We start from the raw sequence: 14,785 nt of genomic DNA on the forward strand, positions 1-14,785 counted from the left end.
TCCTGTGGACATTTTCATCAAGCGAGGACTGTTTGAGCACGGAATGCCGCCTCACATTCCGCGCTCCACCATTGTCGTCTTCTCTAATCTCCCAGATTCTTGTTGTACAGCGTCACAACGCCATTCACGTTGGCATAGAGGCTTACTTTGTTGTCGGCGTTCAGGGCAGCCCACACCTCATCAGCCTCGGGCAGCTTGACGAGCACCGGCTCGCCTGCGAACGTGGGCAGCGGATTGCCGTCACCCTGATACGTGCTGATGAAGTAGCCGCACCCTTCGTCCACTCCTTCGTAGGCGAAGAACTCGCGAACGCAACGGCCGCCCTCGTGCTTTAAGATGGACAACTCAAACGTGCCATCAGGATTGACGATGGCACTAATGCGCGGGGTGAAGTTGGGTGCGTCGGGTTCGTACTCGCGTGCCATGCAGCCATCGCGGAAACTACCCACTTCCACGATCGTGTCGGTCTGGTCGCCATTGGTAACCACGAGCGCGTCACCCATAGCGCGCACCGGATGGTAGATGATCAGACTCGGATCAGCCAAAAGCGCAGGGTCGTGTGCTTCGGTGCGAATACCGTCCTCGGTTTCCACGAACACGCGGTTACGGCTGTTCACGCTGCGGCCCATGATGAAGTAATACACGCGATCGGCGCCAACAACGATACCACGCCCAGGATACGGGTTTCCTCGAAGAATGTCGGCTAGGTTTTCCATGCTCGGTCTTCCTTCCTCACGATACGTCGCTGATACGGCTCTTAGCAGGTCTGCCCATGAAAAAGGCAAGCCTCCCTGAGAGCGGGTTCAGCTTGCCCAGACGGTCGGCATGTATGATGCGCACCACTCCCCCGTGGTCGTCCACGATGATTCCGTCAGTCACAGCGCGCCGCTTGCACGCGTGCAGTGTAGCACATTCGGCGTCAAACAGCGGAGGCAAGCTGCTGATAAGGCGGCGAATGTCACGAAGGTCAACGGTTCAAATGCTGATCAAATATTGGCTCGACCGAATTCCTGCAAAAATGAACTATTTTCTAGAATTGAACCTTTTCTCAAACCCACATGCTATGATTCCTCAAACGTTGAACTTCTAGACAAACATTGAACTATCAACGAAAAGTAATTGAACTTGACGGAGGTAACCGATGACAACATCATCGTTCTCAGACCGGCTTCGCCAGGCAATGGATGCCCGCGGGCTTCGCCAAGCTGACATAGTACACAAAGCAGAGCGAAGCGGCGTGAAGTTGGGAAAGAGTCACATGAGCCAGTACGTCAGTGGCAAAACCGTTCCACGTGCCGACACCATGGCCTTTCTCGCACGAACGCTTGACGTAACCCCCGAATGGCTCGCTACTGGTACTGTCACCACGAACGATGCACCTGACAGCAAAACAGCCGACACGTCCGCCGCAAGTACGAGCACAGAAGCGCTGTTGTGCTCGAACACCGAAATACCCACTCGCACAAGCGAAAACGCAGATACGAAAGCACAAGCCAATAACGACACGTCCGCTTGCCGAGCAGAACCAACATCCAGCAATAACGACAACACCCTCACAGCAAGGAGCACAACCATGCGCGAATTCAAGAAGTCATCGAAGCTCAACGACGTTCTTTACGACGTGCGCGGCCCCGCACTCGACGAAGCACACCGCATGGAGAAAGCCGGCGCGCACATTTTGAAACTCAACATTGGAAACCCCGCCCCATTCGGTTTTCGCACACCCGACGAAGTGGTGTACGACATGGCGAGCCAGCTGACCGACTGCGAAGGCTATTCCGACTCTAAAGGCCTGTTCAGCGCCCGCAAAGCTATCATGCAGTACGCACAACTGAAGCACATTCCCAATGTGGGCATGGATGACATCTACACAGGCAATGGTGCAAGCGAACTGATTAACCTGTGCATGTCGGCGCTACTGAACGACGGTGATGAGATTCTTATCCCCTCCCCCGACTACCCGCTGTGGACGGCCTCGGCCACGCTCGCCGGCGGCAAGGTGGTGCATTACCTGTGTGACGAGCAGTCGGAATGGTATCCCGACCTGCAAGACATCCGTAGTAAAGTAACCGACCGCACCAAAGCCATCGTCATCATCAATCCCAATAATCCCACCGGTGCGTTGTACCCACGCGAAGTACTGCAGGGCATTGTAGACATTGCCCGTGAGCATCAGCTAATCATTTTCTCCGATGAAATCTACGATCGATTGGTCATGGATGGCCTCGAGCATGTATCTATTGCTTCAATGGCACCCGATTTGTTCTGCGTGACGTTCAGTGGCCTGTCGAAGTCGCACATGATCGCCGGCTACCGCATCGGCTGGATGATCCTCTCGGGAAACAAGCGCGTTGCGCGCGACTACATCGAAGGCATCGACATGCTGTCGAACATGCGTCTGTGCTCGAACGTTCCCGCGCAGTCCATTGTGCAGACCGCACTCGGTGGGCACCAGAGCGTAAACGACTACATTGTTCCTGGTGGACGCGTATATGAGCAGCGCGAATTCGTATACAACGCCTTAAAGAGCATTCCCGGTGTGAGCGTGGTGAAGCCGAAAGCCGCATTCTATATCTTCCCCAAACTCGATGTGAAGAAGTTCAACATCACCGATGACGAACGGTTTGCGTTTGACTTGCTGCACGACAAGAAGATCCTCATCACGAAGGGTACCGGGTTCAATTGGCACGAACCCGATCACTTCCGCATCGTGTACCTGCCGCGCATCGAGGTGTTAAGCGAAGCAATGACAGACCTCGCCGACTTCCTGTCGTACTATCGGCAGTAGCGGCAGTAGCGTATGACGGCGCGCGAGATCTACCGGCCGAGATTGGCTTCGTGGCGATCTCGCGCCTCTTTGCTGTAGCGTTGACGGTAGCGCACGTCAACCAATTCGGCCACGATGGAAATAGCCAGTTCGGCAGGGGTTTTCGCGCCAAACTTCAACCCGATGGGCCGCTTGATACGTCGCCACCCTTCTTCCGTGCCACCCTTAGCAAGAACCAGATCGTGCACACGCTCGTTCTTGCCCGCACAACCCATCATACCCACGTAACTGACCTGATGCTTAAGCGCCCACACACACGCTTCAGGGTCGAACATGTGTCCACGCGTGAGCACACACACGTAATCGGCAGAATCGGCGGCATAATCGTCAAGCGTGTCGAACGTACCTCCAGGAAGCAGAATACGCCGCGCTAACGGAAAGCGCGTCTCGTTCAGGTACGCCGGATCGTAATCAACCACCGTCACCGCAAAGCCCACATGATCAGCAAGCGCCGCAACCTCACTCGATGCATCGGAGGCACCCAGCAACCACACGCGAACCTGGTCGAACAGCGCCACACTTGCCCAGGTGAGTCCCTCGAACTGATCGTTGTGCATTGACGGGCCGCGCGTTACATCTTTCATCTGGAACTTGTCGCGCTCGGAGTACGCGCGCGAGGTCACGATTTCCTTCGCGTCGTTGCAGAAGAACACAAGTGGTTCGCCATCCGCCGATCCCACGTCGCCGTATTTCTTCGTAACCTCATTGTCGACGTTTTCCTGCGCCTGCGTATCGTCGTAAACAAGCTTGAACCCGAGCCACGCGAGATCGCCCTCGTCCATAGCTCGCAACGCCCGCTGAAACGTCGGAATGTCCACCTGTGTGAGACTCTTAGCCAAGCGTTCGATGCAAGCAGTACTCAGATGTTCCTTGCCCGCCAGCGCCTCATCGGAAAAGCACGGGAAATCAGCTGGATCGAAATGCGGGGTGCATCCCGCCCGAAGATCGGCGATAACACCTTCGAGAACTTCCCTTTTCATAGCGAGTTCCTTCCCTTTCGTGCATCCCTAGACGACTTATTTCATGCACCTCACAAAGCGAACACACGTCAGCGAGAGGACCGCAGCGTCGAGCAACTCCGCCTGCCCCGTTAGGGCAGACGGAACTAAAAGATGTGAACGATGCGGTTGTCGTCCATAGTCATGCGCCCTTCGGCAATAGCGCGCAGTACCTGGGGATACAGCACATGCTCAACCTCATGAATGGCTGCCTCCAGATCGTCAATCGACCAACCTTCGCGCACTTCAACCGCTCGCTGAGCCACAATGGGGCCTTTATCGTAGTCCTCGTTTGCGAGATGAACCGTCACGCCTGTCACCTTCACGCCCGCTGCATACGCATCAGCAATAGCATGCGCCCCTTTAAACGACGGCAGCAGTGCCGGATGCAGGTTAAGCACGCGGTCAGGAAACGCACTCAGCATCACCGGCGTAAGCTTGCGCATGTAGCCCGCCATCACCACGTACTCAGCACCCGCTTCCTTCATCTCCCGCGCGATGCGCTCGTCAGCAGCATGTGCATCGGCATACACCTCGCGGTTGAGCGCCGTGCAGGAAAGGCCCGCTGCCTTCGCGCGCTCGATACCGTATGCATCAGGACGCGACGACACCACATGCACGATCTCAACAGGCAAGGCGTCCTTTGCAATGGCGTCAATGATGGCTTGTAGGTTCGTACCGCTACCCGAAAGCAGTACACCGATCTTAAGCCTGGAATCCATACAGCCCCCCAGCATTTGCGTAACGCACCTTGCCTTCACCAGCCACAATGCGGCCCACACGATAGAACGTTTCGTTTTGCCGCGCGAGTGCCGCCTCAACATCTGTTACCTTGTTAGGATCGCAGATAAAGATCATTCCCGTGCCCATATTGAAGGTCTTCAGTGCTTCCTCATCGGTTAGTCCAGCCGCCGCGCATGCATAATGAACAATAGGAGGAACAGGCCACGACCCAAGGCAGACCTCAGCATCCACATTGCCCGGAAGCGCACGGTTTAGGTTCTCGGTGATGCCGCCGCCGGTGATGTGCGCCAGGGCGCGAATGCCGCCCGGAACCTCTTGCATGACCGAACGAACAGGTTTCACGTAAATGCGCGTGGGGATAAGCAGCGCATCAGCCACGCTCATACCGCCAAGTTCGTCGCACGGAGCTGTCTGCTCATCGAAGGTCTTACCATCAAGACACACACGACGCGCCAACGAATAGCCGTTTGAATGCAAGCCGGTCGATGGTAGCGCAATGAGAACATCGCCCTCGCACACACTGAGCGGATCGAGCATTTTCGGGCGATCGACAATACCCACGCAGAAACCCGATAGATCATAATCATCCGGGTCCATCACGCCAGGATGCTCAGCCATTTCGCCACCAATCAGCGCACAGCCCGACTGTCGGCAACCTTCACCGATGCCGCCAACAATCTGCGCCATAGCTTCCGCCTTCAGCTTGCCAACCGCCACGTAGTCGAGGAAGAACAGTGGCTCGGCTCCTGTTGCCAGAATGTCGTTTACACACATGGCAACTAAATCGATACCTACGGTGTCGTGTTTACCTAAAAGCTGGGCGACTTTCAGCTTCGTTCCCACACCATCGGTGCCGCTTACCAGAAGCGGATCGGCCATGTCCTTCGCCGCAGCAATGCTGAACAAGCCACCAAAGCCACCGATGTCGCCCACTACTTCAGGCCGATACGTACTATGCACCGTATCCTTAATGGCGTCGACCGCACGAGCACCCTCAACAATGTCGACGCCCGCCTGAGCATAGGTCATGCCCTGCTGGTTTTCTGTCATGTCCTTCTCGCTTTCCCTGGTTTTATCGGCGTATCGTACGCGCTTACGCCGCCACATCCTGCGCAGCCCCCGATATAGCCTCTTCATCGGCGGCACTTACCGCGTCTGCTGCATTGATGTCCTCTGCATTGCCATACGCATTCTGATCAGTTGCAACAGTGCTCTCCGTCACATAGGCGAACAGTACCCAACGTCCGTTGCTTGCAAGATTGTCGCACGTGGAGAGCGTGAACGCCTTCTTCATATCGGACGCCTCAACAATATCGTCAGCTGAAACCACCGACCGGTCTATCTTGTCCTGAAGGTAGCGCTCGAATTCGTCCGGCGACGAAAACTCCGTCTGTGCCAACGGCTCGGTTCCCGAACAATGAACAAGCGAACACGTGAGCAGACGATAGTTTCCCTGCGGCGTAAGAATGTAGACCGTTCGAGACGCGTCAAACGCACCTTGATCCTCGAGGCCAGCGATGTCGGAGAACATAGACCCGTCGTTCATGTTGTGCCCATATACCACGTTGTTATCATCGGAGAAGTCGGCTGCGTTCTCGGCGGAAAGGAAGATGCAGCCGAACACGGCAAGCCATCCTTCCGAGCCCGTGAAATCGTGTGTAAGGTAGTAGTCATTATCTGAGCGATGCACGATAGGATAGTTGATGTTAGTGTTGGGAATGTAGATCCAACCCACCACGTCGGGATTGATCGCACGCAGCGCATCCCAGTCAACCTGTAAGTCAGACAACGACATCGCCGCCACATCGCTCGGTGGCATGAAGCCCTCGTTTGCAATGTCGTTGTAGGTCTGCCGACCCTGCCAATAGCTGAAAAGGATGGTACCCAGCGCCAGTAAAGAAACCAGCAGCACAACAAGCGCCAGCACAATCACCACACGCAGTACCTTCGAGCCGCGCTTTTTCTGAGGGGGCATACTCATACCGCCACCCGATACAGTGGCAGGCATCATACCAGAAGCGGACTTCCGAGCAGCGCTGCCGTAATTCGCTCTACCGTATTGCGAAGCGTCCATGTTTAGGTTTTGGCGCACAGGGCGGGCGAAATCTTGCGAATTCTGATGAGAACGGTTGTCCATCGCTACCTTTCAACATGCACACGTTGCGCTCAGTGCGGCTTTTCAAAACGAAACTATCATAGCAAACGCCCCCAAAGCGGGGGCGCGAGCCTGCAAAATCGCACGAACCGCCATACGGGCGGAGGACCAGTTTGCGTTGACTGACTGGTTCGCCAACCAGCCGGTCAATTCGCCAACTGGCTATTTCTTCATTTCCTCAAAGAAACCCTTTGCAATAAACGCAACAATAACGAGAACGATAATGGCAACGACTATCCAAACCGCCATCATGGGCACCTGAATACCGAAAAGAGTCATGGCAATCTCCCCTTTTTTACATACCTAATTACACATCAACTGTGAATCTATCATAAATTTCCTGGTGCAGGGTATCGCAAGCGTGAAATTTATGCAAGCGTGCCACCGACAATTGTCGGCAAAGGTAACCTTTCCGAAATAGTTTTAGGCAAAGCGCGATGCACAGACAGCGGTAAGGTGTCCGTTTTCATCCTGAAAAAGACACAAACGACCATCGCGACTCTCGTATACGCTGCTGAACAAAGCGGGTTGGCCTGATGCACTTGACGCGCTTTCGGTATTCGAAGCAGCCACGTTGCGATCTGCCGATGCCGCGCTCCTGTTACCCGCTGCATCTCGCGCGCTGGCGACAGCGACTCTATTTGTAGCTGACATGCCAGAACACCAGACCTTGCGCGGGCGCATTCTCTCCCGCTGCCGAACGATCGCGCGCTGCAAGCACGCGCTTAACCCATTCTGGTTCTCGCTGTCCACGCCCCACCGCAACAAGCGTGCCCACAATCGTGCGCACCATGGAATGCAGGAACGCGTTTCCCACTACCGTGATACAAAGACAGCGCTCCCCCATGATCAACTCTTCGGAAAACGAGATCTCGTTCACGTTACGGCACGTCGGTTTACCAACTGCCGAAGCAGCGAGACAGAAACTCTTGAAATCGTGCTCACCAATAAGACAACGCGATGCGAGTTCCATTGCGCACACATCGAGCCCCTTCGGCTGATGCCAACAGAAGTCGCGCATGAATAGCGGTTTCGTCTCATCAAGGCAGATGAAGTAGCGGTACTCGCGGCAGATGGCGTCGAAACGGGCTGAGAATCCCGGTTCGCGAAGGGCAACCGACCTTACCGTAATGTCATCATGCACGAGCGCATTTAATGACCTGCACAGGCTATTGAACGTTCGATCACGCAGTTCACCGGCAAGAAGATCGAAACTCACCACCTGCCTGCGGGCGTGCACGCCCGCATCGGTGCGCCCCGCACACGTTGTTTCCACCTTGCGACGAAAGAGCGTTTGTAGCGCCGATTCCAACTCGCCTTGCACGGTAAGCTGGCCCGGCTGCCGCGCGAACCCACAGAATGCTGCACCTTTATAGGCGACAGTCAGGGACAGCGTTATTGTCTGCTCTTCTGGCGATACTGCGTCGCTCTGTAGCGCTTTGTCCGCATCCGTCACATCATGCGCGTGTCGTGCCGCATCAGCCGCCGCCGCGCCAGCGCCAGCACCGTCCGCACTTCCACCAACACCAGCGCTGCCCATACAGTCGCCAGCGTCCACGTAAGCCTTCCCGTTAACCACCATCACGCCCGCCTTCAATGCTAGGCAACTATCGCGGCATGACCGAACAACTCCTGCAGTTCGGAACGCATAACCCGATTCGACGCGTCAACCGATACCGGTAATTCAGCACGCAGCTTTGATCCGTTGTTTTGCTGCACAAACAGCACCACGCCATCGCGCCCCGGATACGACTGTAAGATACGGTTCAAACGCAGCGTCTTCGCCTGATCAAACGTTGAACAGGGGACTCGTAATTCCAGGCGCGAGGGACGCTCATCTGACTCGTTGAGCTCGATAATCTCAAGCTCAAACGCCATGATCTGATTACCGCGATCGCTATGCTCGAACTTGCCCTTAATCTTCACGATCGAGTCTTCCTGGATAGCCTCTGAGAAGTCGTCGTATTTGAAGCAGATGCATTCGACGCTGCCCGTGGTGTCCTCAAGCTCGAAAGTAGCCATTTTGGTGCCACGCTTTGTGAGCTTCACCACAACGTTTGAGATCATGCCCACAAACACCGCATTAGGAATCTCCTTTGTGCGCTCAGCCAAGTCGCCGAGCTGCCACTTTGTCATGCGCGAAATAGCATGCTCATATGGCCGCAGGGGATGGTCGGATACGTAGATCTTCATGATCTCCTTCTCGAAGGTGAGCAGCTGCCGCTTCGACCACTCCACACCATCGGGCGGCGGCACTTCCTCCTTGAATGAGTCGTCGACCTCCGCGAACATGCTGAACATGTCCATCTGACCCGAATCTCGGTCTTTCTGACGCTTCGCCGCACCCTCGAGCAACGGTGTTTCATCGACGAAATACATAAGTTGCTTTCGTGTGTAACCAGTCGAATCAAACGCGCCACCCTTTATGAGCGCTTCGAGGGTCTTTCGGTTGTAACACTTTGCATCCAAGCGGCTCACAAAGTCATGTAAGCTGGTAAAGGGGCCGTTTTCCTCTCGTTCAGCGATGATAGCGTCAGCGACGTTTTTACCCACGCCACGCACGCCAACCAGGCCGAAGCGAATACCTTCGTCAACCGGCGTGAACTCAGCGTTCGATGAGTTAATGTCGGGCGGCAGCACCGGCGTACCGTTGCGGTTGCAGCTGGCGATGTAACGAATGAGGCGATCGGTGTTTCCCATGTAGCTGGATAACACAGCAGCCATGAAGTCGTTCGGATAGTGCGCCTTCAAGTATGCCGTACGCATAACCAAAATGGCATACGCTGCCGAATGCGATTTATTGAACGCGTACTTCGCGAATTTTTCCGCATCGTTCCAAATTTGCTGGGCGATCTTGATGTCGTAGTTGTTTGCAACCGCTCCGGCATCCCAGTCGCCCTGCAGCTGTTTCATCACGTCGAGCTTCTTCTTGCCCATTGCCTTGCGCAGCTTGTCTGCCTTACCGGCAGAAAAGCCACTCATAGCCATGGAAATCTGCATGATCTGCTCTTGGTAGACCATGGTGCCGTATGTTTCTTCCAAAATGGGCTTCAAGCGTTCATCGTAGTAGTGAATAGCTGTTTTACCACTAGCTACCTTCACGTAGTCATCGACCATGCCGGATTCCAGAGGACCCGGACGATTCAACGCGATAGAGGCCACCACGTCGGAGAATCGACTCGGGGGAAGTCGACTGAACAAACTCACATATAACGCGCCTTCAACCTGGAACAGGCCGTCCATGTTACCCGAACGCATGAGCTCGAAGGCTTTTGGATCGTCGGTGGGAATTTCTTCAGGCACGATCTTTTCGCCGAAGCGTGCTTCGATGTTGCGGCATGCGCGCGACAACACACCCAAGGTGCGAAGCCCCAGAAAGTCCATCTTCAACAACCCTAGATCGGGTGTGTAGTGACCATCGTACTGGGTAATAATTCCGCCGCCCTTCGTGTCACGCTTCATGGGAACATGATCACTCATGGGGTCGCGGCAGATGATGGTGGCACATGCGTGCACGCCCTCACCGCGCACGTGCCCTTCGATTGATTTAGCGGCGTCAATAACCGCTTTCACTTCGCTTTCAGCGGCGTAGGCCTTCTTCAGGTCGGGATTAGTGTCGAGCGCCTTATCGATAGTGATGCCAAGCTCATCACCGATCATCTTGCAGATGCGGTCACCCACCGCATACGGATATCCCAACACGCGCGCCGCATCACGCACAGCATTTTTCGCCTGCAGCTTACCGAAGGTGATAACGCCAGCCACATGATCTTCGCCGTACACGTCTTTAATATGTTCGATAACTTCACCGCGACGCTCATCTTCGAAGTCGACGTCAATATCGGGCATCTCAACACGCTCTGGGCTCAAAAAACGTTCGAACAGCAGGCCGTTTGATAGCGGGTCAAGGTCAGTGATACCCATGGCGTACGCCACAATGGCTCCTGCAGCAGAACCGCGGCCGGGACCAACGCCGATACCCTGACTACGTGCCCATTCGATATATTCCTGCACAATGAGGAAGTACGCCGGGAAACCTTGCTGGATGATGACGCTCATTTCGTAATCAGCGCGCTCCTGCGCCTCGGGAGGCACCGGCGAACCATAGCGCTTAACTATGCCCTCGTTCACGCGTTTCCGAAACCAGCTTTCCTCGGTTTCACCCTCAGGCAAAGGAAAACGCGGAAGGATGGAATCTCGCTCAAGCACAACGTTGCACTTTTCCGCTACCTCGACCGTCGTATCACACGCCTCAGGGAAGTCGGCAAGCGCATCGCGCATTTCTTCCTCAGTCTTCATGTAGAACTGGTCGTTAGCAAACTTCATGCGGTTGACTTCATCAACCGTAGCGCCCGTGCCGACACACAGCATGATGTCCTGCGCGCGAGCATCTTCTTGCAGTAGGTAATGGAAATCGTTCGTGGCGATGGTTTTGAGCCCTGCAGCACGCGCGACATCAGTGAGCATATGATTGAGCTCGGTTTGAGTGAAGCCAGCATCGGTGCGTATGCCCTGGTTTTGCAGCTCAATGTAGAAGTCACCTGGATCAAAGCAGCTCGCGAACTTACGAGCCCATTCCACCGCATCATCAAATTGTCGGTTGTCGAGCAGCTTCGGAATAATACCAGCAACGCACGCACTCGAACCGATAATGCCGTGCCCATACTTTTGCAGCATGCTGAATGTGGTGCGCGGCTTGTAGTAAAAGTTGTCAACGTGGCTTTCCGACACGAGCTTCAGCAAGTTATGGTAGCCTTCGTTCGTTTTTGCAAGAAGCAACAGGTGGTACAGGCGCGGCTTCACATCCTTGCGAAGCTCTTCATCGGTGGTGAAATAAACTTCGCATCCGTAGATGGGTTTTACTGCCTTGCCCGTTTCCTTTTCGACAGCAGTACATGCATCGCAGAGCTCAACGACGCCACTCATGACACCGTGGTCGGTAAGGGCGACGGCTGGCATGTCGAGATCGGCTGCTCGGCGCACCATGTCCTTAATGTGCGTAAGCCCGTCAAGCAGCGAATACTCAGTGTGGTTATGCAAGTGAACGAATGCCATAGTGTATGCCTCGAATGCGTACGTTATGCGCCGGGGTACGTATTGGGAGAAGATGAGCGCAAGGTTGTTTTCACGGTTTCTTTCACATTCATTCTAACAGCTTCCCCGAAGTTTGATGTGTCGAACCCCGCGAACAAACCGTGGGTTTTTTATGAAACGTATGTTCGAGTTCCTCTCTACAAAAAGGTCCCGCAGCTTTCGGCTGCGGGACCCTCACATAGGTACTGGTTTTGCGACACGTCGCCTTACGCCGCTTCGGCCGCCTTAATGCGCACATTGCACCACGCAATGTCAGCGGGCAGCATAGTCTTTGCCAACTCGGCTTCAGGCTTACCGGCGGCTTCATCCTGCAGCTCAGCAAGGTGATCACGCACCGCCTGCACGTCGATGTCCTCAACGGCCACCGCACGGTCGGCCAAAATGATGACTTTCTCCCCCGTCACTTCAACGTAACCGCCCTGCAAAGCGAACGCGCGAGGATTCGAGCCATCCTCGTTCTTCAGACGTACGACACCATCGGCCAAAACAGACACGGTGGGCGCATGGCCGGGCAAAAAGCCCATCTCACCCTCGACGCCCGGCACGATAACCATATAGGCTTCAGATGAGAACAACCGCTTTGCCGGTGTGACAATGTCGCATGCGAGAGCGGCCATTATTCGCCAGCTTTCTGCATCTCGTCGTACGCTGCATACACGTCCTCGATGGCCCCTTTGTACACGAAGCACTGCTCGGGAATGTGGTCGCACTTGCCGTCGAGAATCTCGGCGAAGGAGCGCACGGTGTCCTCAATCTTCACGTACTTACCCGGGTTGCCAGTGAACACCTCAGCAACATGGAAGGGCTGACCCAAGAACTTCTGGATCTTACGGGCGCGGTTAACGGTGAGTTTCTGCTCTTCTGACAGCTCGTCCATACCCAGAATGGCAATGATGTCCTGCAGGTCCTTGTAGTTTTGCAGGATCTGCTGCACACCAACGGCTACGCGGTAGTGCTCTTCACCAACAATCTCGGGATCGAGCGCGCGTGACGTGGAGTCGAGCGGATCCACCGCCGGGTAAATGCCCAGCTCAGCAATGGAGCGGGACAGAACCGTCTTGGCGTCCAAGTGGGTAAACGTCGTTGCCGGAGCCGGGTCGGTCAAGTCGTCGGCGGGCACGTAAACGGCCTGAACCGACGTAATGGACCCAACGTTGGTCGACGTGATGCGCTCCTGCAGGTCACCCATCTCAGTTGCCAGAGTGGGCTGGTAACCTACAGCGGATGGCATACGTCCAAGCAGAGCGGATACCTCAGAACCAGCCTGCGTGAAGCGGAAGATGTTGTCAATGAACAGCAGCACGTCCTGACCCTGATCGCGGAAGTATTCCGCCTCGGTCAGACCCGCCAGACCGACGCGCAGACGCGCTCCCGGCGGCTCGTTCATCTGTCCGTAGACCAAGCAGGTCTTCTCGATAACACCCGACTCGCTCATTTCTAGGAACAAGTCGGTACCCTCACGGGTACGCTCGCCAACGCCGGTGAACACCGACGTACCACCATGCTCCTGAGCCAGGTTGTTAATGAGCTCCTGAATACACACGGTCTTGCCAACGCCAGCGCCACCGAACAGGCCCGTTTTACCACCCTTAACGTAGGGCTCGATCAGGTCGATAACCTTAATGCCGGTCTCAAAGATCTCCGTCGTCGTGGTGAGCGTTGCGTACTCGGGAGACGGATGGTGGATGGGCATCCACTCGGTAATCTCCGGCATGGGCTTGCCATCAACAGGCTCGCCAATAACGTTCCAGATGCGACCGAGCGTATTCTGCCCAACAGGCATCATGATAGGAGAACCGGTGTCCTCCACCTCGATGCCGCGGGTCAGACCGTCGGTGGACGACATGGCGACAGTACGCACCAAGTCGCCCGGAAGATGCGTTTGCACCTCCAAGATAGTGTTGACCTCCCCAACGGGGGTCATGGCATTGACCGTAAGGGCGTTGTAGATAGCCGGCATCTGGTCCGGCGGAAACTCAACGTCCACAACAGCGCCAACGATTCGGACGATACGTCCCTTCGCACGCTGCTCGGCCGATGCGCTTGCATTCGTTTCAGCCATTTATTCCTCCAAAGCCGCAGCGCCGCCCACGATCTCCGAAATCTCGGTTGTGATGGCGCCCTGGCGGACACGGTTATATAGTCTGGTCAGCGTTTCGACCATTTCGTTGGCGTTGTCGGTCGCCGACTTCATGGCAGCGCGGCGAGCCGCCTGCTCAGCGGCAGCCGAATCGACAAGCGCATGGAAAATCGTCGTGCGAACATATGCGGGAAGCAACATGTCCAGCACAGCCTCAGCGCTCGGCTCGAACTCGACGTCACCGGGAAGAGAGGCCTCGCCAGAGGTGCCTTCGGCATCGCCTTGCAGGTCGTCGGCGTTGACCGGCAGCACCTGCTCGACACGAAGCACCTGCTCCGCCGCATTCTTCGCATGGTTGTACACAAGCACAACCTCGTCGATTTCGTTATTCACGTAACCGTCGATAGCGAAGGTGGCGATAGCAGACGCCTCTTCAACCGTAGGATCAGCAGAGAGATCCTTAAACTCCAAGACCGGCTTGACGTTGCGATAGTTAAAGTATCCAGCGGATTTCTTACCGCACGCCACGATCTGGCAAGAGGCCCCTGCAGCTTGATTCTCTCTCATAAGGCCCTCGGCGCGGCGCAGCACGTTGCTGTTGAACCCGCCCGCAAGGCCACGGTCCGACACGACAACCACGATAAGCACGTTCTTTATTTCCTCGTGCTTGCGGAGCAAGGCGCTCTGCCCGCCCTGCACGCGAGAGGCGACGCTTCCCAGCATTTCCATCATCGATTCGGAGTACGGGGTCGCAGCCTCCACGCGTTCCGTTGACTTGCGGATCTTCGCCGCAGCCACCATTTCCATGGTGCGCGTGATCTGCTTCGTCGACGATACGGAGCTGATGCGTCTTTCAATGTCGTGAAGGTTGGGCATGTTCTACCTGC

The 14,785-nt window shown here is 55.6% G+C and carries 11 protein-coding genes and 1 riboswitch; of the genes, 1 reads left to right on the forward strand and 10 read right to left on the reverse strand.

Going from position 1 to position 14,785, the window contains the following annotated elements; genetic code table 11:
• Nucleotides 1-83: 83 nt before the first annotated feature.
• A complete protein-coding gene (locus G7Y44_RS06350; RefSeq protein WP_165248427.1) occupies nucleotides 84-716 on the reverse strand; it encodes an IMP cyclohydrolase in 633 nt (210 codons plus the stop codon).
• Between the two features lie 87 nt (nucleotides 717-803).
• Nucleotides 804-889, reverse strand: a riboswitch (ZMP/ZTP riboswitch).
• Nucleotides 890-1,141: 252 nt separating this feature from the next.
• Between G7Y44_RS06350 and G7Y44_RS06355 the strand changes: the two genes are divergently transcribed.
• The gene (locus G7Y44_RS06355; protein ID WP_305793583.1) at nucleotides 1,142-2,788 is read left to right on the forward strand and encodes an aminotransferase class I/II-fold pyridoxal phosphate-dependent enzyme; all 1,647 of its coding nucleotides are present in this window, start codon (nucleotides 1,142-1,144) and stop codon (nucleotides 2,786-2,788) included.
• Between the two features lie 29 nt (nucleotides 2,789-2,817).
• On the opposite strand, the gene G7Y44_RS06360 is transcribed toward G7Y44_RS06355, so the two are convergent.
• From G7Y44_RS06360 to atpG, 9 genes are all read right to left on the reverse strand, one after another.
• Nucleotides 2,818-3,807, reverse strand: a complete 990-nt coding sequence (locus G7Y44_RS06360) for an XdhC family protein (RefSeq protein ID WP_165248428.1) — start codon at nucleotides 3,805-3,807, stop codon at nucleotides 2,818-2,820.
• Nucleotides 3,808-3,932: 125 nt separating this feature from the next.
• Nucleotides 3,933-4,547 (reverse strand): phosphoribosylglycinamide formyltransferase, encoded by a 615-nt coding sequence (purN, locus tag G7Y44_RS06365; protein ID WP_165248430.1) that lies wholly within the window; start codon nucleotides 4,545-4,547, stop codon nucleotides 3,933-3,935.
• Complete coding sequence (gene purM / locus G7Y44_RS06370; RefSeq protein WP_165248432.1) at nucleotides 4,531-5,619, reverse strand: phosphoribosylformylglycinamidine cyclo-ligase; 1,089 nt, start codon at nucleotides 5,617-5,619, stop codon at nucleotides 4,531-4,533. The genes purN and purM overlap by 17 nt, the downstream gene beginning before the upstream one ends.
• A gap of 43 nt (nucleotides 5,620-5,662) precedes the next feature.
• Nucleotides 5,663-6,706 (reverse strand): class B sortase, encoded by a 1,044-nt coding sequence (gene srtB, locus G7Y44_RS06375; RefSeq protein WP_165248434.1) that lies wholly within the window; start codon nucleotides 6,704-6,706, stop codon nucleotides 5,663-5,665.
• Nucleotides 6,707-7,361: 655 nt separating this feature from the next.
• Nucleotides 7,362-8,306, reverse strand: coding sequence for a tRNA pseudouridine(38-40) synthase TruA (gene truA / locus G7Y44_RS06380; RefSeq protein ID WP_241159212.1), 945 nt, complete (start codon nucleotides 8,304-8,306; stop codon nucleotides 7,362-7,364).
• A gap of 17 nt (nucleotides 8,307-8,323) precedes the next feature.
• Nucleotides 8,324-11,779 carry a DNA polymerase III subunit alpha gene (gene dnaE / locus G7Y44_RS06385; RefSeq protein WP_165248436.1) on the reverse strand — a complete coding sequence of 1,152 codons (3,456 nt, stop codon included), beginning with the start codon at nucleotides 11,777-11,779 and terminating at the stop codon, nucleotides 8,324-8,326.
• A 245-nt stretch (nucleotides 11,780-12,024) separates the two neighbouring features.
• Nucleotides 12,025-12,435: an ATP synthase F1 subunit epsilon gene (atpC, locus tag G7Y44_RS06390; RefSeq protein ID WP_165248438.1), complete on the reverse strand. Its 411-nt coding sequence runs from the start codon at nucleotides 12,433-12,435 to the stop codon at nucleotides 12,025-12,027.
• On the reverse strand, nucleotides 12,435-13,880 hold the full coding sequence (atpD, locus tag G7Y44_RS06395) for a F0F1 ATP synthase subunit beta (protein ID WP_165043502.1): 1,446 nt from the start codon (nucleotides 13,878-13,880) through the stop codon (nucleotides 12,435-12,437). Before atpD ends, atpC begins: the two co-directional genes overlap by 1 nt.
• Nucleotides 13,881-14,774 carry an ATP synthase F1 subunit gamma gene (gene atpG / locus G7Y44_RS06400; RefSeq protein WP_165248440.1) on the reverse strand — a complete coding sequence of 298 codons (894 nt, stop codon included), beginning with the start codon at nucleotides 14,772-14,774 and terminating at the stop codon, nucleotides 13,881-13,883.
• Nucleotides 14,775-14,785: the final 11 nt, after the last annotated feature.

Origin of the sequence: Adlercreutzia sp. ZJ141 (assembly GCF_011038965.1) — a bacterium.
In the GTDB taxonomy this organism is placed as follows: domain Bacteria; phylum Actinomycetota; class Coriobacteriia; order Coriobacteriales; family Eggerthellaceae; genus ZJ141.

Bases quoted from the DNA above. Each gene is read 5' to 3' on its own strand.
- G7Y44_RS06350 (WP_165248427.1), bottom strand. From the start codon at position 716: ATGGAAAACCTAGCCGACATTCTTCGAGGAAACCCGTATCCTGGGCGT.
- G7Y44_RS06355 (WP_305793583.1), top strand. From the start codon at position 1,142: ATGACAACATCATCGTTCTCAGACCGGCTTCGCCAGGCAATGGATGCC.
- G7Y44_RS06360 (WP_165248428.1), bottom strand. From the start codon at position 3,807: ATGAAAAGGGAAGTTCTCGAAGGTGTTATCGCCGATCTTCGGGCGGGA.
- purN (WP_165248430.1), bottom strand. From the start codon at position 4,547: ATGGATTCCAGGCTTAAGATCGGTGTACTGCTTTCGGGTAGCGGTACG.
- purM (WP_165248432.1), bottom strand. From the start codon at position 5,619: ATGACAGAAAACCAGCAGGGCATGACCTATGCTCAGGCGGGCGTCGAC.
- srtB (WP_165248434.1), bottom strand. From the start codon at position 6,706: ATGGACAACCGTTCTCATCAGAATTCGCAAGATTTCGCCCGCCCTGTG.
- truA (WP_241159212.1), bottom strand. From the start codon at position 8,306: ATGGTGGTTAACGGGAAGGCTTACGTGGACGCTGGCGACTGTATGGGC.
- dnaE (WP_165248436.1), bottom strand. From the start codon at position 11,779: ATGGCATTCGTTCACTTGCATAACCACACTGAGTATTCGCTGCTTGAC.
- atpC (WP_165248438.1), bottom strand. From the start codon at position 12,435: ATGGCCGCTCTCGCATGCGACATTGTCACACCGGCAAAGCGGTTGTTC.
- atpD (WP_165043502.1), bottom strand. From the start codon at position 13,880: ATGGCTGAAACGAATGCAAGCGCATCGGCCGAGCAGCGTGCGAAGGGA.
- atpG (WP_165248440.1), bottom strand. From the start codon at position 14,774: ATGCCCAACCTTCACGACATTGAAAGACGCATCAGCTCCGTATCGTCG.